18 protein-coding genes are annotated in these 20,867 nt (G+C 42.5%); 10 read left to right on the forward strand and 8 right to left on the reverse strand.

All coding sequences use genetic code 11. The features are described from left to right. Positions 1–10: 10 nt before the first annotated feature. Complete coding sequence (locus FA047_RS13955; RefSeq protein ID WP_136836697.1) at positions 11–3,130, reverse strand: SusC/RagA family TonB-linked outer membrane protein; 3,120 nt, start codon at positions 3,128–3,130, stop codon at positions 11–13. Positions 3,131–3,452: 322 nt separating this feature from the next. Then, positions 3,453–5,930: a M14 metallopeptidase family protein gene (locus FA047_RS13960; RefSeq protein WP_225872738.1), complete on the reverse strand. Its 2,478-nt coding sequence runs from the start codon at positions 5,928–5,930 to the stop codon at positions 3,453–3,455. A gap of 90 nt (positions 5,931–6,020) precedes the next feature. Here FA047_RS13960 and FA047_RS13965 point away from each other — a divergent pair, with 90 nt between their 5' ends. Continuing rightward, positions 6,021–7,322 (forward strand): UDP-N-acetylmuramoyl-tripeptide--D-alanyl-D-alanine ligase, encoded by a 1,302-nt coding sequence (locus tag FA047_RS13965; RefSeq protein ID WP_136836698.1) that lies wholly within the window; start codon positions 6,021–6,023, stop codon positions 7,320–7,322. On the opposite strand, the gene FA047_RS13970 is transcribed toward FA047_RS13965, so the two are convergent. The 3 genes from FA047_RS13970 to FA047_RS13980 are packed head-to-tail and all read right to left on the reverse strand — an operon-like array spanning position 7,305 to position 10,382. Then, complete coding sequence (locus tag FA047_RS13970) at positions 7,305–7,781, reverse strand: gliding motility lipoprotein GldH (protein ID WP_136836699.1); 477 nt, start codon at positions 7,779–7,781, stop codon at positions 7,305–7,307. The two genes, FA047_RS13965 and FA047_RS13970, sit on opposite strands and share 18 nt — an antisense overlap. Continuing rightward, complete coding sequence (locus tag FA047_RS13975) at positions 7,768–9,231, reverse strand: PSP1 domain-containing protein (protein WP_136836700.1); 1,464 nt, start codon at positions 9,229–9,231, stop codon at positions 7,768–7,770. The genes FA047_RS13970 and FA047_RS13975 overlap by 14 nt, the downstream gene beginning before the upstream one ends. A gap of 2 nt (positions 9,232–9,233) precedes the next feature. Then, entirely contained in the window at positions 9,234–10,382 is a 1,149-nt protein-coding gene (locus tag FA047_RS13980; protein ID WP_136836701.1) for a DNA polymerase III subunit, read from the reverse strand. A 403-nt stretch (positions 10,383–10,785) separates the two neighbouring features. Between FA047_RS13980 and ruvX the strand changes: the two genes are divergently transcribed. The 9 genes from ruvX (at position 10,786) to FA047_RS14025 (ending at position 18,744) form a co-directional block, all read left to right on the forward strand. Beyond that, entirely contained in the window at positions 10,786–11,205 is a 420-nt protein-coding gene (gene ruvX, locus FA047_RS13985; RefSeq protein ID WP_136836702.1) for a Holliday junction resolvase RuvX, read from the forward strand. Positions 11,206–11,209: 4 nt separating this feature from the next. Continuing rightward, positions 11,210–11,845, forward strand: a complete 636-nt coding sequence (locus FA047_RS13990) for an O-methyltransferase (protein ID WP_136836703.1) — start codon at positions 11,210–11,212, stop codon at positions 11,843–11,845. A 3-nt stretch (positions 11,846–11,848) separates the two neighbouring features. Next, positions 11,849–12,529: a glucosaminidase domain and LysM peptidoglycan-binding domain-containing protein gene (locus FA047_RS21055; protein WP_136836704.1), complete on the forward strand. Its 681-nt coding sequence runs from the start codon at positions 11,849–11,851 to the stop codon at positions 12,527–12,529. Beyond that, a complete protein-coding gene (locus FA047_RS14000) occupies positions 12,529–13,440 on the forward strand; it encodes a glucosaminidase domain-containing protein (protein ID WP_136836705.1) in 912 nt (303 codons plus the stop codon). The genes FA047_RS21055 and FA047_RS14000 overlap by 1 nt, the downstream gene beginning before the upstream one ends. A gap of 92 nt (positions 13,441–13,532) precedes the next feature. Further along, a complete protein-coding gene (locus FA047_RS14005) occupies positions 13,533–14,243 on the forward strand; it encodes a hypothetical protein (protein ID WP_225872739.1) in 711 nt (236 codons plus the stop codon). Next, positions 14,240–14,575, forward strand: coding sequence for a hypothetical protein (locus FA047_RS14010; protein ID WP_136836707.1), 336 nt, complete (start codon positions 14,240–14,242; stop codon positions 14,573–14,575). The genes FA047_RS14005 and FA047_RS14010 overlap by 4 nt, the downstream gene beginning before the upstream one ends. A gap of 72 nt (positions 14,576–14,647) precedes the next feature. Beyond that, positions 14,648–15,676, forward strand: coding sequence for a DUF3078 domain-containing protein (locus FA047_RS14015; RefSeq protein WP_136836708.1), 1,029 nt, complete (start codon positions 14,648–14,650; stop codon positions 15,674–15,676). Between the two features lie 115 nt (positions 15,677–15,791). Then, a complete protein-coding gene (gene ffh / locus FA047_RS14020; protein WP_136836709.1) occupies positions 15,792–17,132 on the forward strand; it encodes a signal recognition particle protein in 1,341 nt (446 codons plus the stop codon). A 73-nt stretch (positions 17,133–17,205) separates the two neighbouring features. Continuing rightward, positions 17,206–18,744: a YifB family Mg chelatase-like AAA ATPase gene (locus FA047_RS14025; protein WP_136836710.1), complete on the forward strand. Its 1,539-nt coding sequence runs from the start codon at positions 17,206–17,208 to the stop codon at positions 18,742–18,744. Between the two features lie 3 nt (positions 18,745–18,747). Here the strand turns inward: FA047_RS14025 and FA047_RS14030 are convergent, their stop codons facing one another. From FA047_RS14030 to FA047_RS14040, 3 genes are read right to left on the reverse strand one after another with little or no spacing between them, the layout of a single operon-like run. Continuing rightward, on the reverse strand, positions 18,748–19,011 hold the full coding sequence (locus FA047_RS14030) for a hypothetical protein (protein WP_136836711.1): 264 nt from the start codon (positions 19,009–19,011) through the stop codon (positions 18,748–18,750). Positions 19,012–19,049: 38 nt separating this feature from the next. Then, on the reverse strand, positions 19,050–20,282 hold the full coding sequence (locus tag FA047_RS14035) for a hypothetical protein (protein ID WP_136836712.1): 1,233 nt from the start codon (positions 20,280–20,282) through the stop codon (positions 19,050–19,052). Then, positions 20,269–20,838, reverse strand: a complete 570-nt coding sequence (locus tag FA047_RS14040) for an RNA polymerase sigma factor (protein WP_136836713.1) — start codon at positions 20,836–20,838, stop codon at positions 20,269–20,271. Before FA047_RS14040 ends, FA047_RS14035 begins: the two co-directional genes overlap by 14 nt. Between the last annotated feature and the right edge of the window lie 29 nt (positions 20,839–20,867).

A 20,867-nucleotide genomic window follows, 5' to 3' on the forward strand; every position in this document is an offset into this window, starting at 1 on the left:
ATTCTGTTCTTTAAAATTTAACATTAAGTCCAAAGGTTACACCTTTAGTACCTGGAGTTACCGCATGATAAAATCCTTGCGCGTTACCATTTCCTAACAAACTTCCTTCCGGATCACCAAAACTGAAGTTAGATTTGATCCATAAGTTACGTCCTGTTACAGAGAAGCTAACCGCTTCAAAAGGAGTTTTTCCCAATAGCGACTGAGGAAGTGCGTAGCTAAGAGTAACTTCTCTCAATTTTGCAAAACCACCATCCTCAACTAAAGTTTCATAAGAAGTAGTATACCAGGTCTGGAAATAATCTTGATCCTGAAGCACTTTAGTTGTATTAGGAGCACCATCTGATATTCTCACACCTTCCCATAATCTTGTTGTATTCCTTTGTTCAGTAACCTTAGCAGTACCATAGAAGGTCGAATAGTACAAGTCAAAGTTCAGGATGTCTCCACCGTGTCTGATATCAAGCAATCCTGATAATGAAAGTCCTTTATAAGTGAAAGTACTTCTAAGACCACCTGTCCAGTCTGGAGTAACATTTCCAATCGGCCCCAAATCATCTGCAATAGTTGGTAGCCCGTCATCATCAATTAACAATTGACCTGCATCATTTCTTGCAAATCTTGTTCCCCAGATTACACCATATCCGTAGTCTTTATCTGCTCTGATCTGCGGGTTTTCAAATCCGGCAAGGAAAATGTTATCCACACCTTCAGCCAAAGACTTCAACTTATATTTGTTTTTAGCGAAGTTGAAAGACACATCCCATGCAAAATCCTGCGTTTTAATCGGTGTTGCAGAGACAATCAGCTCGATACCCTTATTAGAGATTTCACCTGCATTTATCGTTCTTTGAACATAGCCGGAAGAAGAAGCAATTTCCTGTTGGATAATCTGTCTGCGGCTGACTTTGTTATAAAATGACCCGTCAACACTCAAGCGGTTTTTGAAGAACTTCAACTCCAAACCTACCTCTTGCTCAGTAACCTTTTCAGGTGTAATTGTATTACTTGCTAATGAATTACTGGTCAAGAAACCATTGGTTCCATTATAAGGGAACGCAATATTTCCTCTTGTACCATCACTAGGATTAGCCAAAGTATAAGTTTGCTGTGTATAATATGCAGGTGCATCGTTACCAGCCTGAGCTATACCTAACCTTAATTTACCATAAGAGAAGTAATCACTTTTAGGAAGCAGTTCTGAAAACACAAAACTTCCTGACACTGATGGGTAGAAGAATGAATTCTCCCCAACCGGCAATGTCGAAGACCAGTCATTTCTAGCCGTTGCATTAATGAATAAATAGTTTTTATAATCAAAAGATACCGATGCATAAAGACCTAAACTTCTTCTCTTTTCATCATTCTGCAACGCTTCTGTAGTCTGGGCACTGGTAATATCATAGAATCCCGGGATACTAAGATCCAGTCCTCTGACAGTTCTTCTTGCAAATGTTCTTTGATTAACATTGAACCCGACAAATCCGGAAATGTTCATGTCTTCATTCAGCTTTCTATCGGCGTTTAACAATAAGTCATTGTTGATCTGACGGTAGTTGATCAAAGCATCAAACATTCTTCCTTTCGGAATACTGATGGTACCAATATTCACCTGCTCTTTCTGGTTGTCTGTATAAGTATCTAAACCGACACGGTTGGTCAGCTTCAACCAAGGTGTAAGTGTTAAGGTCGACTCATTGGAAACAACAAACCTGTCAACTTTACTTGGCATTGCGATATTGTCCAGCAACCAATAAGGGTTATTAAAGCCGGCAGCATTTGTCCATGATCTGTTTCCAGCCAGCCCATATTGTTCTTTACTGTCGAAACTTATCGGAGCAAAGTTCAGCGAGTATAAGTAGGAACGCTTAGTATTACCTTCCGGCATTCTGTTATTAGCAGAATTTGTATAGTTTATCGATGTACTTGAATTAAAATCCTTAGTCAGTTGACCAGTAAAATTAGCGGTAACGCTATTCCTCTTGTAGGTATTTGTCGGCACTACACCCTCCTGATTCAGATTGGAATAAGTAAGTATATATGAAGAACTTTCTCCACCGCCGCTTAAGGAAACAGAGTTATTCCATACTTTACCTGTTCTGTAAAAAGATTCCCTTGGATCAAGAACTTTAGGCATGCCTATCGCAGTGATTACAGCCTGACTTACACTATCCTTGTGTGGACCCCAACTGGCAGAAGACTGAGGTGCTCCACCTGCAGCTTCAGAGTAACCACCTAGTCCCGGAGGCAAACCATTTTTGTACAAACCAAGAGATCCCTGTAAATAAGAAGCCTGGTAACCTTTAGTAAATGCATCGTCCAATGCTAAGCTTGAAGAGAATGATACCCTCGGAATTTTACGCGTAGCATCTTTCTGGCCTCTTTTTGTAGTAATGATAATTACACCATTTGCACCTCTTGAACCATATAAAGCTGATCCCGCAGCTCCTTTAAGAATGTTTACAGTAGCAATAGTATTTGGATCAATATCCACAGCCCTGTTGCCGCCGGTTCCATTAAACAATACATCTTCAGTACTAGCTGAAATACCTCTGTTTACAGAGTTGTCCATTGGAATACCGTCAATGATGAATAGTGGCTGGTTTTCTCCGGTTAGTGAAGTAGTTCCTCTCAAAACAATCCTTGAAGAAGATCCTGCCTGACCACCAGAGTTATTGATCTGCGCACCGGCTACTTTACCAGCAAGCGCATTTACAATATTAACCTCTCTTGAGTTCACAATGTCATCTGCTTTAACCGTCTGAGTAGAATAACCCAACGTTTTCTTCTCTCTGGAAATACCTAAAGCCGTAACAACTACCTCTGAAAGAGTTTTGCTATCTGGCTCCAATGAGATTGTAACCACATTAGATGCCCCTACAGCTACTGTCTGAGGTAAATATCCTAAATAAGAAAAAGTCAATTGTGAACCTGATGGAACAGATAATACGAATTTTCCATCTGCACCTGTTTGAGTGCCATTTTTAGTACCCTGAACTAGAACGCTTACGCCCGGAAGAGGGAGTCCGTCATCCTTGCCCGTAACTGTTCCTGTAACTGTTCGATCTTGCGCCATAGCGGTGCCCGCCATAAACAGCAAAATGAACAAACTTTGTACAAGTCGTTTCATAAAAAATAAAATTTAGGTTAGTTAATAATGATCAAATATAAGCGAATTTGATATGCAAGCATAAGTCTTAGTCGATCGCTAATTTTAAATGACGATTAAATGACAAAGCAAAACAGATCAATATGTAATAAAATCATGTTTTTGCAGAATATTATTCTGATAAAATTAGAATTTACCACCTTTTCATCCGAAAAGATTCGAAATCAATGATCAAGACAAAATATTTAACATATTTTAACACTTCTAAGCACAAATATTAACCAAAAAACCCTTGGATTTCGATATTAATTAAGTATCTGTTAATGTGAGGCCTTCAAAGATGTTAGTTTATTAAGAAAACAACGTTCGCAAACATTTGTTTTCCGTTTTCCCAAAAAGACCTGAAAAGAATATTACTGCCAAGGTAAACCGCAGTTCCTTTACCTACTGATTGAACACCGAACAGCATACCGTTATCAAGCTTTTTTAATACTGATTTGCCAGCAATACCTGCCATATAACTATTTGATTTCAAAACACCTATATTCCATTCTTTCGGCAAAGGCTCGTATATTTTATCATCGGTTTTAAGTGCGTAATAATATTTCCCCAGACCTGCAGCCAGGGGGTGACTGACATCAAGATCTACCTTAAAAATAGCTCCGGGAATGGTCGTTGAAAGATCTTCTTGCCGGCGGTCGCCGTATCTGCGAAAATTATTAACCTTTAGTTCATTTTTTAATGAGTCCCTAACTTTTACGCTAAAAGGTTTTTTTTCTACAACGGAAGAGATTGCGTCTTCAAAAAGGATTATTTTACCTCCTATGTTTACCCAGCTGGCTAACTTTTCGTTAATATTGTCGGCGTAGGTACCATCAGGTAAAATCAACACATTAATTTTATTGATATCCAGTGTCGATATACTCTGTTCTCCAATCATCGTAACTGGATAATGCAGCTCCTGCTCAAAAAAATGCCAGATTTCTCCCACGCTTTGAGAGGAGATGCCAGCTCCGGCCACAACAGCAACTTTCGGAGTCGTTAAAACAGGATAAACAGCAGAACCAAAATCTTTTCCGCTTTCGACATAACCACTTGAAGCTGTATAGACAGCGCATTGCAGGTTCTTTTGTATTCCTGCTATTTTTGCAGACAGGTTCTTTACCGCCTTTTCATTCTCATTTCTATAAACCAATAATGAGCCGGGAGAAAACATCATGCCGTCGGACTTAAATCCTTCTTCAGCAGTCCTCACCCTTATGCCAGCTTTTTGCAATGCAATCAGCACCTGAACATCCGACAAAGCATTCCATGGAAATATCCAGGCATAAGGTTTATCGACTATCAAGGGCTTAAACTCCTCTTTTACAGACGCGTTATAGCTACCACTCACTGACTCTTTTACCCCGTAAGCCTTCAATCCGTATGCATATGGAAGTGCCCATGCAGTGATATCATAGGTATTTGAATCGTTAACTGTGGTCGATGGCTCAAATAACACACTTGCCAACACCGCTTTCGGCTGCTGCAAATTGACTACAAGATCATTCCTCTCGAGCTTAAAACCCTCCATTTTCTTGTTTTCATAATTAAAGCCCCTTAGCGATTTATCTCCCCCAAAGGCATATTCGATCCCATTGTCTTTTAAAAGCTGCGCGAGCTTGCCCAGCCGGCTCATATTCTCCGCCTTCACTACATAAGTTTTATAGGCTCCCGGAGGATCTGCAATTGACCGCTGAAAATACAACCTGAATTCATCTACCAGTTTGCCTGCATGCTGAGAAATGGTTTCTAAAGTCGTGATCCCGCTTCCATAATGATGGTCTATGCGGTCCTTCAGCGTAAGTGTATCCCCATCTATTGTTGCCACTGCGAGTCCCGCCCCAATTCCTCCCTGTTCATAGGTCATGCCGATAGCCCCGTTGTACAACGGATAGGTATCTCCATAGGAAGGATATAACAAATCAAATCTTTCCTTGGTAAAATATTGCCAGCCCTGCGCATCAAAATATTTAGCATTACTTCTGCCTACAATAACCTGAAATTCACGCTGCCATTTTGTGATGTCTTCATGGATAGGTTCTGCTGCAGGAGCAAAATAATAGGGTTCATTATAGTTCTGTTCATGAAAATCCACATGCACTTCCGGCATCCATTGCTGATAAAGGCTTAACCTTTGTTTGGTTTCCACCTGAGTCTGCCATGCCCAGTCGCGGTTCAGGTCAAAATAATAATGATTGTACCTGCCACTTGGCCAGGGCTCCTGATGTTCTCTTGCCATAGGATTAGGATTGGGCTTATGGCCGCTGACTTCATTGAAAAAATTCACGTAACGCTCCCGCCCATCCGGATTTAAACAGGGATCGATAATCACGACCGTGTTTTTCAACCAGTCCTGGACGTTCTTTGTCTTTCTTTCAACTAGTGTAAAGAGCATTTTCAGGGCAGTCTCAGTACAACTGGCCTCATTCCCATGCACATTATAACTAAGCCATACTATAGCCGGCTGATTTTTCAATACCGACGACTGCCCTTTGCTCAATCCTAAATTATTTTTTCTGATCGCTTCCAGATTGTCCATGTTTTCCTTTGAAGAGACAACCGCAACCAGCAATTCCCGCTGTTCGTAGGTCTTTCCATAAGTCTGTATGCGTATGCCATTATTCTTTCCCAGGTACTTACAGTAGGCCACAACATCATCATGTGCGGTAAACTTAGTCCCCAGCTCATAGCCCAAAAACTCATCCGGAGATTTCAATTGCGCACCCGCAACATTCAGCATCAGCATATAAAACAGAAAAGAAAGCAAAATGCGTCTCATAAATGGAGTTTAAGTCTACAAAATACTAAAGATTATTTTTTGTTTCTCTTTCATAACGTAATTTTACCCTATCATTCATTCATTTTTAATATGACGGCAATAGATTCTTTGTATCAGCACTACTTAAAACACCGTATTATTTGTACAGATACGAGGAACATTACCGACAATTGTCTGTTCTTCGCACTTAAGGGCGATAATTTCGACGCCAATACTTTTGCTGAAAAGGCACTGACCAGCGGAGCAGCTTATGCGATCATTGATAACCTGGCCTACAAAACCAGCAACCGCTGTATCCTGGTTCCCGATGTACTGAGCACACTGCAGGAACTCGCCGCCTACCACCGCTCAAAGCTGAACATTCCGGTAATCGGCCTCACCGGAAGCAATGGCAAAACCACCACAAAAGAACTCATCAATGCCGTTCTTTCGGAAAAATATAAAACTTTTGCGACCAAAGGCAACCTCAATAACCACATCGGAGTACCGCTTTCATTGCTTTCCCTCACTGAAGAGACTGAAATAGCAGTAATAGAAATGGGCGCCAATCACCAAAAAGAAATTGAATTCCTATGCAGTATGGCCCAGCCTACTCACGGACTGATCACTAATGTAGGCATGGCCCACCTCGACGGCTTTGGCGGATTTGAAGGGGTTAAAAAAGGTAAAGCAGAACTGTATGCTTACCTCAAACAGCATCTCGGATATGCCTTCATCTATAGGAACAGTCCTTATCTGTTGGAGATGAGCGCTACTGCTGACCTCGACAAGGTCGTTTATTATGGGGCAGCGCAAAGTGATTCGATATCAGGAAAACTAGCTAAAACCGATCCCTTTCTTGAAATTTCATGGAACAAAGACAGTTCCTCATATCAAACTACAACCAACCTGACCGGCTCCTACAATTTTGAAAACATTATGGCTGCCATAGCTGTGGGATCATTTTTTGAGGTAAGCCCCGAGCAAATCAACGAAGGCTTATCGGGTTACCAGCCGAAAAACAACCGCTCGCAGATCACAAAAACAGAGAACAACACCGTAGTATGCGACTTTTACAATGCGAATCCCAGCAGCATGTCCGCCGCACTTAAAAACATTTCATTGCTGAATGCACCTAAGAAAACAGTGATTATTGGCGATATGTTTGAGCTTGGCAATGAGTCTACCGAACAGCATAAAATCATTGCCGATGAAGCCGCGCAGTTGAATGTATGTACGCTTATCCTGATAGGAAAAGAGTTTTACGCCCTAAAAGACAAGTTAAACGCAAACTTTTTTAGTACGCCTGCAGAAGCTGCTGATTTCCTGAAAGCAAACGCGATCAAAGACAATCTGGTCCTTTTAAAAGGCTCCAGAGGAATGGCACTTGAACAGTTACTTCCCCTGCTCTGATACCTTTATCCCTACGTCGCTTATCTCTTTCAAAGGATTATCACGCATGTTTTGTTCTATTTCCAGTTCGTATTTACCCGGAGCGGCAAACTTATAGTTGGTCAGCAAAGGAAGCGTATAAGTAAACAAATTGCCCGATCCTGAACCGTTCCACTGCCCGTCAGGCTGTGCCAACCGGTATTCATACCGCTTGGTTTGTTTAGCAGAGCCCCCGCCTTTGATATGGAGCAGGACAAAAATATTCGAATACCTGTAATCTGCTGTATGACGAAGTTTAAAATAAATATTTAGCGGCTTATTACTGTCCTTTACGTCAATAACCGCCTTCACCTTATTCTCATAACTCCAGTTTCTCGCCGGCATACTCATGTTGCTGTCTACCAAAAAATTGGCATCACAACCACTGACAAAAAACACGATGACAGCAGAAAAAAACAATAAAAAGTTATATCTCGTCATTTTTAGGCTTATCCTTTGGCTTTTTTCTTCGGTTATTCCTGTTTTTATTTTTATTTGCAGCAGGTTGTCCTGTCGGATTAACTGCTCCTTCCACTGCAACAGCCGGTGCTTCTCCATTCTCTTTTTTAACAGCATCAGGTCTCGCTTGCTTGTTCTGCTGCCCCTGCTGTTTAGCCTGCTGAGGTGGCTTTGGTTCTTGCGTACCCTGCTTTTGCTGCGGGCCTTGCTTCGCTGGTTGCCCAGGCTTGGCCAACTGCTGAGGCTTCCCTTGTTTATCTCCTTTATTAGGGTTATTCCGGTTGTCGTTGCCTTTATTCCTGTTGTTATTTCTATTGTTTTTATTCCTCTGCTTATCATCCAGCCTGGTCAAACTATCCTGACCAACCACATTTTCATAATCATGTGCCTTTTCCACCACCGCCACAGGAGTAAGTTCCAATGCCTCTTCCTTTAAATTCACCGGCTTTTGACCACGCTTGTTCATGGCCATGATCTCTTTTACACGGTCAACCTTCAACGGGATCCAATCCTCTGTATTCGGATAAGCAAACCACATTACTTTCTTGAAAATGTCCGTCTTTTGATGACGTGCCACCCCTATTTCTGTCTGAAGACTTTCTATGCGATCAGGAATATCTTTCAACGCATCCAGATAAGTATCCAGCTCATAATTCAAGCAGCACTTCAGTTTACCACACTGACCCGCTAGTTTCAGCGTATTCAGGGAAAGGTTTTGATACCTCGCAGCAGCAGTAGAAACTGTTTTAAAGTTGGTAAGCCAGGTAGAACAACACAATTCACGGCCGCATGAGCCAATTCCACCCAGTCTTCCTGCTTCCTGACGCATCCCGATCTGACGCATTTCAATCCTGATGCGGAAAGTCTCTGCCATCTTTTTGATCAGTTCACGGAAATCGACCCTGCCTTCAGCAGTATAAAAAAATGTCGCTTTTGTTTTGTCTCCCTGGTAATCAACATCACTGATTTTCATAGACAAGCGCAGATCCAGTGCCAGTGTACGTGCTTTATGCATGGTTTCCCACTCTAAGCCCTTCGCAATTTTCCACTTTTCCACATCCGCTTCAGTAGCCTTACGGTATACCTTTCTCGTCACCTGATCAATCGGTGTTTTACGACGTTTCATCTGTATCCTTACCAGTTCTCCTGTCAAAGAAACATGGCCGATGTCGTATCCGCCAGTAGGGCCTTCCACAGCAATCAGCTCTCCTATCTCCAGGTAAATATTGTCGCTGTTCAGGAAAAATTCCTTCCTTGCTCCTTTGAATTTAACTTCGATTACCTGAAAAGGTGTATAATTAGATGGTGTATCTAAATTAGATAACCAATCGTAAACTTCCATTTTTCCGCAGCCACCAGTAAGGCATGATCCATTACTTTTGCATCCTGCGGGGGCGCAACCGCCTCCTGTAGAACAACTTCCACATCCCATAGTTAATTGTATATATATTGAGTCCCCGCAGGGAGCGTTTTAAACTTAATTATTTTTACTAGCTGTAAAGATACATCTAAAAACAGAATTTTAGGGTTCGCATTTCTTTCGATGTGATAATGAGCCTTTTCCAATTCTGAAATAATGGCATCCGCCATGTTTAAATCCAGTACATGCTTCGATAATTTCTTTGCGGTATCCAAAGCCGCCCCCGGCAACTTAACCAGTTCCTCTGCTCCGCTCAGCAGCAAACTGCATTCCCTCAGAAAGCTGATTCCATATTTCAGGAAGTTCTTCTGGTTTTCTCTTCCCCATCCGGAGATCTGCTCTACAAAACCTGTCAGGTCCAAAACCCTGTTCCCATAGCCCATCCTTAACCATTCTGCAAACTTATCTGCATTCTCATTTTGTGTATTTGCAGTCAGCTGTTTTGCTTCTATCAGGTTTCCATCTGCCAGGAAGCTGTATTCTGTGGCCTGATTCTCTGACAGCCCAAACTCATCCATCAGGTAGCTTTCGACCGTTGCATGTGAAAGCTTGGGGATTTTAACAATCTGGGTCCGCGATAATAAGGTAGAAAGTATCTGCTCCTGGTTATTGGCCACCAGGATAAAAAGTGTATTTGCAGGCGGTTCTTCTATGATTTTCAACAAGGAATTGCCCTCCTTATCCAGGTGTTCCGGCAGCCACATGATCAGCACCTTGGTGTCGGCTTCAAAAGCTTTATAACTTAATTTTTTGATGATATCATGACATTCGGCGATATTGATATTGGCCTGTTTGTTCTCCGCACTCAACTTCGAGCGCCAGATATCCATGTCAAAATACGAATCTTCGAGCAACATGCTCCTCCACTCTTCCAGCACGTCAACCGCAGTCTTTACGTCTTTAGACGCAAAAAAAGGATAAGAAAAATGCAGGTCAGGATGAATATATCTTTCGTATTTACGGCAGGAAGAACATTCGCCACAGCTGTCATCATTCTGTTTATCAAGGCAGTTGATATATTGGGCATAGGCAATTGCGAGAGGAAGTGCGCCACTACCGTCGCACGACAAAAACAACTGGGCATGACTGACCCTGTTCTCCGCAACTGTTTGTATCAGCTGCTGCTTTATACCTTCCTGGCCAATGATATTTTTAAACTGCATTTGGTGCAAAATAGTAAAATTTTAAGACATGTACTGTCCATCATGCTCAACACTCGGGCAATGAGGTCTGGCTGACTTTATTCTGCACTCGTATTACACCCAACTTTTACCCGAATTTCATACGGATGCTAAACGGGTTTGCTACGGGTTTTAGCCGTACCAAACCCGCTCCAAACCCGTAGCAAATCCGCTTGAAACCCGTACCAGACACGAACGCATCATTAGCGCACCTGCTTCGCTGATTAAGGCTTGCTTCGGGTCTGATTCGCAAAAGGGTACCTGTTTTCCGAAGCAATCTGCCATCAGTCTGCTACCAGTCCCCTATCAGTCGGGCACTAGCCTAATCCGAAACCTTTCTTATCTTTGCGCCTTATCATCGGCTTCCTTTAGCCTTTAGCAGTTTATGAGCAGGATTTTAGCTTTTGATTACGGCACTAAGAGAATCGGCCTTGCCGTTACGGACCCGATGCAGATCATCGCAACGGGACTGGACACCATTCATCCGAAGGACATCATGGAATTTTTAAAAAAATACCTTGTAGCGGAGGAAGTGGAGGCTTTCGTCTTTGGTGATCCTAAGCAGATGGATGGCTCCCCCTCTGATTCTGCCCAGCATGTAAAAGGCTTTGCCAGAACGTTAAAAAAAACATATCCGCATATCCCGCAGTACTGGATCGATGAGCGCTTTACTTCTAAACTGGCACACCAGACCATTATGCAAAGCGGGTTAAAAAAACAGGACCGCCAGAATAAGGAAAGGGTAGATACCATATCGGCAACCATCATACTGCAATATTTTATGGAGGAGCACCGTTTAACTTAAAATTATGAGCCTGATCAACGACGATTTACAACAATTGCTGCTTAGTTACTGCGAACCGGAAAGTGAGTTATTGCAAAAAATAGACCGGGAAACTAACCTCAAAGTACTGATGCCGAGAATGCTGTCAGGACATTATCAGGGCCGTGTGCTCAGTATGCTCAGTAAAATGATCAGTCCGCAAAGGGTTCTTGAAATAGGAACTTTCACCGGCTATGCGACGATTTGTCTTGCCGAAGGTCTTACGGAAAATGGATTGCTTTACACCCTGGATATTAATGAGGAACTGGAAGAAATGGTGAGAAACAATTTTGCTGAGTCTGACTATAATAAGCAGATTCGTTACATCCTGGGCGATGCCAGTCAGACACTCCAATCCCTGGACGAAACTTTTGACCTCGTATTTATAGATGCCGACAAGAAAAACAACGGCACTTATTACGATATGGTTTTTGACCGGGTGAGAAAAGGCGGGCTCATCATTGTGGATAATGTACTGTGGAGTGGAAAAGTACTCAACAACAGTCAGGATAAAGACACCCGGAATATCACTACATTTAATGATAAAATAGCGGCAGATGATCGCGTGGAAAAATTGATCCTGCCGGTGAGGGATGGTATATTTATCATCAGAAAAAAATAAAGTATGTTTAAAACGATATTGTCTGCCTGGCTGTGCATAATGCTGCTTTCTTTTGGTGCAAAAGCGCAAACGACGACAGATTACATTAGTGAATATGCTGGCTACGCACAAACGCTGATGCATGAGTATAAAATACCTGCCAGCGTAATTCTGGCTGTAGCCATTCATGAATCAGCTTCCGGAACCAGCAAGATAGCCCGCCACCTGAACAACCATTTCGGTATCAAAGGGCCCAACAGCAATACAGAAATCCGGTCATCCTACCGTGATTATCCTAGTGTTACCGAGTCTTACGATCACTTCCTCGATTTTCTTAAAAGCAGGGCATCATTCAGTCCGCTTTTTGAAAAATACGACCAGTATGATTATAAAAACTGGGCCAGGGGGATACAACGCGGGGGTTATGCGCACAGCAGAACCTGGGCCTCACAAATCATAGGCATCATCAAAAAAAATGAGCTTTTTCAGTACGATGAAAGGCCGGATGATTATATAGAGACCGTGATACCTGCGGCAAGACCGATAAGAAAATCAAGATCCTCCAGGGGGAAAACATATACAGTAAAAAGTGGCGACAACCTGAGTACCATTGCCAAAAACAAGGGAACTACGGCTGCTGCATTAATGAAGAAAAACGGGTTGAAAAGCGCTGCGCTGAAGCCCGGTCAAAAAATAAAAATCTGATGAACAAGAAATTACTTAGCCTTGCTATTATAGTCGCCCTTTTCTCCGCATGTAAAACCAAACAGTACAGCCGGAACAACAAACAGATAGAAAAAGCGGCCAATAAAGTCAATCCTGATTTCAAATCACAGACTACGCTGAGCTATATTGCTTCTTTTAAGGATGTAGCGATAGAGGAGATGAACAGGTACGGCATCCCGGCGAGTATCACCCTTGCCCAGGGCATCATTGAATCGGGCAGTGGGAATAGTAGCCTCGCCAGGTATGCAAATAATCATTTCGGCATCAAATGTACCTCCGACTGGAAAGGAAAGGGATATTATAAAGATGATGACAAGGCTGACGACTGTTTCCGGGTGTATAAAGATGCGAGGGAATCTTACAAAGACCACTCTGAATTTTTAAAGCGCAAGCGCTATAGCGCTTTGTTTGAGCTGGATAAAAATGATTACAAGAACTGGGCCCTCGGATTAAAACAGGCAGGATATGCGACCAATCCTAAATACCCGGACCTGCTGATCAACGTCATCGACAAGTACCAGCTTTATCAATATGACCAGGGTGAGTCTGAAAATGAGAAACTGAAGCGCGAGGACCGCGTCTTTACAGAGATCAATGCAAACATCCCTAAGGAACAGAAAAAGTTTACACCGGTAGCTACTCCTCCTTCCAAACAGGTGGTAAAAACTCCGGATACGTTGAGAATTCCGACACCCGACTTGAATAAAACGCCTGTTGCAGATTCTTCTGCGGCGCCTGTTTTTAAGCCAAGTTCATATACCGTGAAGCCGGGAGACACGCTTTATAACATCTCCAAGCGGTTCAATGTCCCGGTCGACGAGCTTAAATCAATAAATAACATTACGGACACTGGCATTAAAATTGGTCAAAAACTGATCTTAGTTAAATAATGTTAATGTATATTAACCACGTATAGTTATCTTGTAGTTTTGTATCTCCAATGAGATTTTTTAGCCTTGTAATACTCCTTTACTGCCTTTCTTTGAATCTGTACGCTCAGACCGGAACAGTACAGGGCTTTGTGGTGGATAAAGATTCCAAGTTGCGCCTCGCTAAAGTTTACATGTACAATGCCAGCAAAGACGAGGGAATATACAATACCCCTAAAGGTGAGTTTGCTTTGAAAGCATCCGTGGGTGATACGCTTTTTGCAATTTTACAGGGATATGCTGTAGATACATTGGTTTACAAAGGTCAGAAGTCTGTTTATTTTCAGCTGAAATCCCTGGGCATCAATCTCCGCGAAGTTTCCATTATCGGAAAAAAAATGACGCCTAAAGAGCAGTATGACAAGACCTTTAAAGAATATAAGTATGCGCTGGACAAGGGTAAAGCCAAGGATTTGCTAAATCTAGGCCTTGGAGGAGCCGGTTTGGGGATAGATGCCATTTATAACTTACTGAGCCGGGAAGGGAAAAATGCCCGGCGTTTGCAGAAAATTCTTGAGAGAGATTACCGGGAAGCGATTATAGACTACCGTTTCAAGCCGGATTATGTAAAATCAGTATTGCAGATCGGTGATTATGAAGCGGAAGATTTCATGAGCCAGTACCGCCCATCCTATGAGTTTACACTGTCGGCTTCCGACTATGCCTTTGTCGTATTTCTTAAGAACAGTTATGCGAGTTATAAGCGGAACCCCGAAGCTTTTAGGCTGCCTCCACTGCCGAAGATAAATATTGAAACGTTTTGAGGCCTTTATTCCTGATATTCCCAAAGCTCCCTGCAAGCGGGATGGCTATATTTCCTTTTATATTGATAAAGGACCGTCGTTTTAAACTCGATCCGATACTGGTAAATCATGAGCGGATCCATTTCAGACAGCAATTGGAACTGCTCATTCTGCCTTTCTTTCTGCTTTACTTTTTTCACTACCTGATCAACCTGCTGCGGTACAAAAACCATTACCTGGCGTATTTCAACATCTGCTTTGAAAAGGAGGCCTATACGCATGATAGAAATCTTGCTTATCTGACTGAAAGAAAGCTGTTTTCCTGGGTTCGTTTTCTTGGAAAAAAAGACTAATTGCCTGTTGCTTTTGTAATTAGTTTACCAATAAACTTTTAATAAGTCACATTTTTGTTTTTCTTTGTAATAATGAAGAGTTTTAATATCTGCCTCTTATTACTGTTTATCTCCTCATCAGGCCTGTTTGCTCAGGAAATTGATACGGTTCCCATCAACACAAAGGGACTGGAGATCAAGCTGAAACGTAGTCCCCTGCCCGCAAGGACAGGCGCGCTCGTGTTTAAACCCGTGCAAATTACACCTGTTGTTGTTTCCGAGAAAGTGAATTATTGGAAAACATCGACCTCGATTGGGATTGATGTGAATCAGGGGGCTTTTTCAAATAACTGGAAAGGTGGTGGTGTAAACTCCATGGCAGTTGGTGGACTGGTAAACTATAAAGCTGCTTACAGCAAGGATAGTTATAGCTACACCACGGAGTTAAGGATGGAATATGGCAAGATCAAAAACAAAGATCAGCTGCAAAAGAAAACCAAGGACAGGATTTTCTGGGATAATAAGGCCAACCTGCAACTTTCTAAAAGCTGGTTCTTCTTCGGATCTGTGACTTTTGAAACTCAGTTCGATAATGGTTTTGCGTATTACCGGGATAAAGAAAACAATGAGCAGAAGCAACTGATCTCCAAGTTCTTCTCGCCGGGCTATATCACAGAATCCATAGGTTTTGAATACAAACCGGTTAGTTATTTTTCGACCCGACTAGGTACGGGAACAGCGAAACAAACGTTCATCAACAGCATGGATGACCTCATCGCTGCCGAACTCGCGAGAAACCCGGCCAGTAAAAAAGGAGATTACTTTGGGGTGCCATCAAACAAAAAATTCAGAAATGAGCTGGCATTCCAGGTGACAAGTACTTTCGGTGAGAAACAGATTTTCACGAATGTATTCCTGTATGCCAGGTATAATATGTTTATCCCTTACGACAGGAAACTGGAACATATAGACCATCGCCTTGATGTGACGCTGAAATCGCGGATCAACAAGTTTATGAACGTGACACTCAATGGAGTAGGTTTATTTGACAAAGATTCCGACAAAGAAGTACAGGCTAGCCAGAATCTTTCATTAGGATTTGGCTTTACCTTCCCAAGATAAAGCAATATTTAATGTCGGCCCATTTGGCTGATTACTATAAAATATTAGCTTTGCTTTCCCTCAAAATTAATAACTTTGGGGCTCACAAAAATTTGAACACTAAGCATTAAAGAAAATGTTTGAGAATTTACAGGATAAGTTAGACCGTGCATTTAAAGTTTTAAAAGGACAAGGAAGCATTACAGAGATCAACGTGGCCGAAACCATGAAAGAAATCCGTAAGGCTTTACTGGATGCCGACGTAAATTATAAAACAGCAAAGAGTTTTACAGATGATGTTAAGGAAAAGGCTTTAGGTTTAAATGTACTTACGGCTGTTTCACCTGGTCAGTTGCTGACCAAGGTGATGAACGACGAGCTTACGGCCCTGATGGGTGGTGAGGTTACGGAGCTTGACCTTAAAAACAATCCTACTATCATATTAATCGCTGGTCTGAACGGTGCGGGTAAAACTACCTTTACAGGAAAGCTGGCCAACTTCCTGAAAAACAAGGGTAAAAAACCATTGCTGATTGCGGGTGACGTATACCGTCCTGCGGCGGTAGACCAATTGCAGATCTTAGGAGAGCAGATTGGCGTGCCTGTGTATACCAACAGGGATTCCAAAGATCCGGTAGGCATTGCCATGGAAGGTATTGCTGAGGGTAAAAAACAGAACAATAATGTAATCATTATAGATACGGCGGGTCGTCTGGCTATTGATGAACAGATGATGGACGAGATTGCTGCTGTAAAAGACAGCACTAAACCGCATGAAATCCTATTTGTGGTTGATGCCATGACCGGGCAGGATGCGGTGAACACAGCAAAAGCATTTAACGACAGGCTGGACTTTACCGGAGTTGTATTGACGAAATTAGACGGTGATACCCGTGGTGGTGCGGCTTTGTCTATTAAATCCGTTGTTAACAAGCCGATCAAATTCATCGGTACCGGTGAGAAAATGGATGCCCTGGATGTATTCTATCCGGAGAGGATGGCTTCACGTATTCTGGGTATGGGCGACGTGGTTTCCCTTGTTGAGCGTGCACAACAGCAGTTCGACGAGAAAGAAGCGGCTGAACTTCAGAAAAAGATCCGCAAGAACAAATTTGACTTCAATGACTTCTACAACCAGATTCAGCAGATCAAGAAAATGGGTAACATGAAGGATTTGATGGGCATGATTCCCGGTGTTGGTAAAATGATGAAAAACGTGGACATTGAAGACGATGCTTTTAAAAGTGTGGAAGCGGTAATCCAGTCGATGACCAAGTTTGAGCGTGAAAATCCGGATAGCATCCAGCAAAGCAGACGTCTGCGTATTGCTAAAGGATCGGGAACTTCTATAGAAGAGGTAACCAAACTGATCAAGCAATTTGAAGACATGCGTAAGGTGATGAAACAATTCTCGAATCCTGCGGCTGCAGCTAAGATGATGAAAAACATGCCTAAAATGCCTCAGGGAAGAATGTAAAAATAAACATTTGCTTTTTCAACCGCTCTGGTTTAAATCTGCATAATTTAGCGTGTACCATCACTCTTAATTTATGTTGATTAAAACGTATGGCAGTGCCGTTTTCGGAGTAAATGCACTCACTATAACAATTGAAGTAAGCATCAGTGCAGGAACAAGATACCATATTGTTGGCCTGCCTGATAACGCGATTAAAGAAAGCTTAAGGAGGATAGAAAGCGCGATCCAGTCTGCCGGTCTGAGAATGCCGAGGCAAAAGATTGTCATCAATCTCGCTCCTGCAGACATCCGTAAAGAAGGTTCTTCTTACGACCTACCCATTGCTATTGGCATTTTGGCGGCCTCAGGGCAACTGGAAGCTGATAAGATCGGCGACTTCTTCATCATGGGCGAACTGTCCTTAGATGGCGGATTACAGGCCATTAAAGGCGCCCTGCCGATTTCCATACAGGCGAGGCAAGCCGGATTTAAAGGGTTTATTCTGCCGCGCGACAATTCAAGAGAAGCGGCAATCGTAAATGATCTTACCATTTATGGAATGCGAAACCTCAGCGACGTGATCGGTTTTTTCAATGGAACCGAACAACCTGCGCCTGTGGTTGTAAACACTAGAGATGAATTTTTCAATAAGGTCAGCAGCTATGCGCATGATTTCTCTGATGTAAAGGGACAGGAGAACATAAAGCGCGCGCTGGAAATAGCTGCAGCGGGAGGACACAATTTAATATTGATCGGCCCGCCGGGAGCAGGAAAAACCATGCTTGCGAAAAGACTTCCTACTATCCTGCCTCCTTTGAGCCTTCAGGAAGCATTGGAAACCACCAAAATACATTCAGTAGCGGGAAAGCTAAATGCAGCTGATTCATTGATGACAGAACGGCCCTTTAGGAGCCCTCACCATACGATTTCAGACATCGCGCTTGTTGGCGGAGGAGCCAATCCGCAGCCCGGAGAAATCTCGCTTGCGCATAATGGCGTCCTCTTTCTGGATGAACTCCCTGAATTTAAACGCAGTGTACTGGAAGTAATGAGACAACCGCTGGAAGATAGAAATGTGGTAATCTCCCGCGCTAAGATCAGTGTAGAGTATCCTGCGAGTTTTATGCTCATCGCATCGATGAACCCTTGCCCTTGCGGGTTCTTTAATCACCCTGAAAAAGAGTGCACCTGTATGCCAGGAGTGGTTCAAAAATACCTCAGCAAAATTTCAGGGCCACTATTGGACCGGATAGACCTGCATGTTGAAGTAACCCCTGTAGATTTTGACGAGCTTACTTCCACAATTGAGACAGAGAAAAGCAGCTTTATCAGAGAAAGGGTAATCAGCGCCAGGCAAGTTCAGACAGAAAGGTTTAATGCGGACCAATCTATACATTACAATGCGCAGATGAGTCCAAATATGGTGCGCAACATTTGTAAGATTGAAGAATCCGGACAGGTATTGATTAAGAACGCGATGGAAAAGCTGGGCTTATCTGCCCGGGCATATGACCGGATTCTGAAGGTATCAAGAACCATTGCAGACCTGGCCGGAAGTAAAGATATCGCGCTGGAGCATCTGGCTGAAGCGATACATTACCGGAGCCTTGACCGCAGCAGCTGGTCTGGTTAAAGACTAATCTTCGTACAGCTCGTCATCCTCTTCTTCTTCCTCTTCCGGGACATAAGAAAGGATCGCGCCGCCTATACTATTGATTTCATTGTCGGTTTCAAATATTGGAGTTGCAGTTTCAGCATCCAGTTTTAACCATTGGGTATCGGTGTCCTTTTGGATGTGAAGGTATTCTTTTCCTTCTTTAAAAATTACATAAGTATCATTTCCTTCAGGGAAAACCGCATAGTCAATATTTCCTATAGTAATGTCGAATGGTTGTTGCATTGTAGTATCTATTTTATTTCGGTCTGCAATTTGCAGATTTAAAAATCAAATTTCAACCTTACACCTGTACCAAGCATCCGTAAATTTTCTTTTGTCACCTCTTTCATCGGCAATTTCATGAAAGGCTCGATGGAGACCGAGTTGTTTTTGGAGATTTTCTGCTTGTATCCTACAGAGAAATTATAAAAGCCAAGGTATCTTCCATTCTTAATTTCAGCTTCAACGGGGGCTTCCTCCACTACTTTTTCGCTTACGGCATACGCTTCCGACCGGGAAGAGCCATCAGAGGCAACGTATGAATTCTGAACAATTTTGTCCTCGAGATAAGTATTGTTTCTTTTTTGATCCAATACAGCAAAGGCCGAAACACCCACATTAGCATATACGTTCTTACTCACGTGGTATTTGATTTCCAATGGGATGTCGATACCAATTAGTTTCGCTTCGGTAGACTGTATGTCTTTTGTCTTGGCGATACCCATTGTTACCGGAGCAGATACATTTTTTGATGCCGCCATCTCATTGTAGGCTATACCCGAACTCAGAGAGATCTTGTCTGAAAGCGCATAGGCCATGCTTACGCCATACCCCATGTGGAGTTTTTTCGTGTTGCCAAAAGAGGGTGCCAAGACTAATCCCATCTCCCATTTGGCATTCCTTTTATTCAGATCTTTTGTGCTATTGTTAGCTGAAGCAATTGCTCCCTGCCTTAAAAAGGGGTCAGCTGAATTATTTTTAGTTTTCACCTGAGTATCATCCTTTATTGCCCCGACAGCTACAGGTGTATTATTTACAGGCTGATTCACAGGTTTATTAACCGCAATGGCAGATGCAGGGTCAATGTTAGAGATAGATATAGGGTCAGCCGCAGCTGAATTATTTTCCGATTTGGCGTTAGAAAACAGACTTGTTTTTGCCGGTTTTCTAACAATTACATCAGCATGCTCTGCTTTTACATTTTTAGTCACCACAGGGTTTTCAACCTCTTTTACTGCTGAAGGTATTTTGACAATAGCTGTTGTGCCATTCTTTTTTCCCTGTTCATGATCAGGATTCTTATTTACAAGCAAAAACAGTCCGGCGCAGATCAGCAGGACAGCGGCAGCACCGCTTAAGCTCCAGATCCACAACACCGGTCTTTTCCGATCTTCTTCATTATTAAATTTTTCCCATGCACCCGGAACATAAGCCTCCTCATGTCCGGCAAGACTTTGCCTGATGTGAGCAATCAGCTCATCCTCAGATGGGTCCATATGTTCAGTTGGTTGCATATGTGTTGGTTAAAGTTTTTGAATACAATTCTCTTAATTTATTTTTTGCTCTTGTCAGGTATACCCTGCTCGAGCTCTCCGGTATGTTCAGCATTTTTGATATTTCATCATGAGAAAACCCCTCAATTTCATACATGTTGAATATTAATTTATGTGTTTCGGGTAAAGCCTCCAATAACCTTAAGATATCCTGTACATTGAGTTGGGAAACGGCATTTACATTGGTTAAAGGCTGCTGATCTTCTGCAAGATCATCTACAGAGGTGTATACCTTTTTTGTCCTCAAGAAATCTATAGCAGTACGCGATGAAATTCTTGCAATCCAGCCTTTGAAAGCCTTTTGCAGTTCAGTATTATCCTTTGGAGCGTTAAACTGGGCAATGCCCTTAAATATCTTGATAAAGCTGTCATTTACCAGCTCTTCGGAGTCATTCCTGTCATTAACATAACGCAGAATTACGCCCATTAAATAGCCATAAAATGATTTATAGACCATTTCTTTACTCTTATTCTCATTTCTTAAACATCCCGCTATAGCGTCATCAAGTTTAATCATTCCTTCTTACTGCAAGAATAAAGGCCGGT

It is taken from the genome of Pedobacter frigoris (assembly GCF_005116445.1).
GTDB classification, from domain to species: Bacteria; Bacteroidota; Bacteroidia; order Sphingobacteriales; family Sphingobacteriaceae; genus Pedobacter; species Pedobacter frigoris.

Bases quoted from the DNA above. Each gene is read 5' to 3' on its own strand.
- FA047_RS13955 (WP_136836697.1), bottom strand. From the start codon at position 3,130: ATGAAACGACTTGTACAAAGTTTGTTCATTTTGCTGTTTATGGCGGGC.
- FA047_RS13960 (WP_225872738.1), bottom strand. From the start codon at position 5,930: ATGAGACGCATTTTGCTTTCTTTTCTGTTTTATATGCTGATGCTGAAT.
- FA047_RS13965 (WP_136836698.1), top strand. From the start codon at position 6,021: ATGACGGCAATAGATTCTTTGTATCAGCACTACTTAAAACACCGTATT.
- FA047_RS13970 (WP_136836699.1), bottom strand. From the start codon at position 7,781: ATGACGAGATATAACTTTTTATTGTTTTTTTCTGCTGTCATCGTGTTT.
- FA047_RS13975 (WP_136836700.1), bottom strand. From the start codon at position 9,231: ATGGGATGTGGAAGTTGTTCTACAGGAGGCGGTTGCGCCCCCGCAGGA.
- FA047_RS13980 (WP_136836701.1), bottom strand. From the start codon at position 10,382: ATGCAGTTTAAAAATATCATTGGCCAGGAAGGTATAAAGCAGCAGCTG.
- ruvX (WP_136836702.1), top strand. From the start codon at position 10,786: ATGAGCAGGATTTTAGCTTTTGATTACGGCACTAAGAGAATCGGCCTT.
- FA047_RS13990 (WP_136836703.1), top strand. From the start codon at position 11,210: ATGAGCCTGATCAACGACGATTTACAACAATTGCTGCTTAGTTACTGC.
- FA047_RS21055 (WP_136836704.1), top strand. From the start codon at position 11,849: ATGTTTAAAACGATATTGTCTGCCTGGCTGTGCATAATGCTGCTTTCT.
- FA047_RS14000 (WP_136836705.1), top strand. From the start codon at position 12,529: ATGAACAAGAAATTACTTAGCCTTGCTATTATAGTCGCCCTTTTCTCC.
- FA047_RS14015 (WP_136836708.1), top strand. From the start codon at position 14,648: ATGAAGAGTTTTAATATCTGCCTCTTATTACTGTTTATCTCCTCATCA.
- ffh (WP_136836709.1), top strand. From the start codon at position 15,792: ATGTTTGAGAATTTACAGGATAAGTTAGACCGTGCATTTAAAGTTTTA.
- FA047_RS14025 (WP_136836710.1), top strand. From the start codon at position 17,206: ATGTTGATTAAAACGTATGGCAGTGCCGTTTTCGGAGTAAATGCACTC.
- FA047_RS14030 (WP_136836711.1), bottom strand. From the start codon at position 19,011: ATGCAACAACCATTCGACATTACTATAGGAAATATTGACTATGCGGTT.
- FA047_RS14035 (WP_136836712.1), bottom strand. From the start codon at position 20,282: ATGCAACCAACTGAACATATGGACCCATCTGAGGATGAGCTGATTGCT.
- FA047_RS14040 (WP_136836713.1), bottom strand. From the start codon at position 20,838: ATGATTAAACTTGATGACGCTATAGCGGGATGTTTAAGAAATGAGAAT.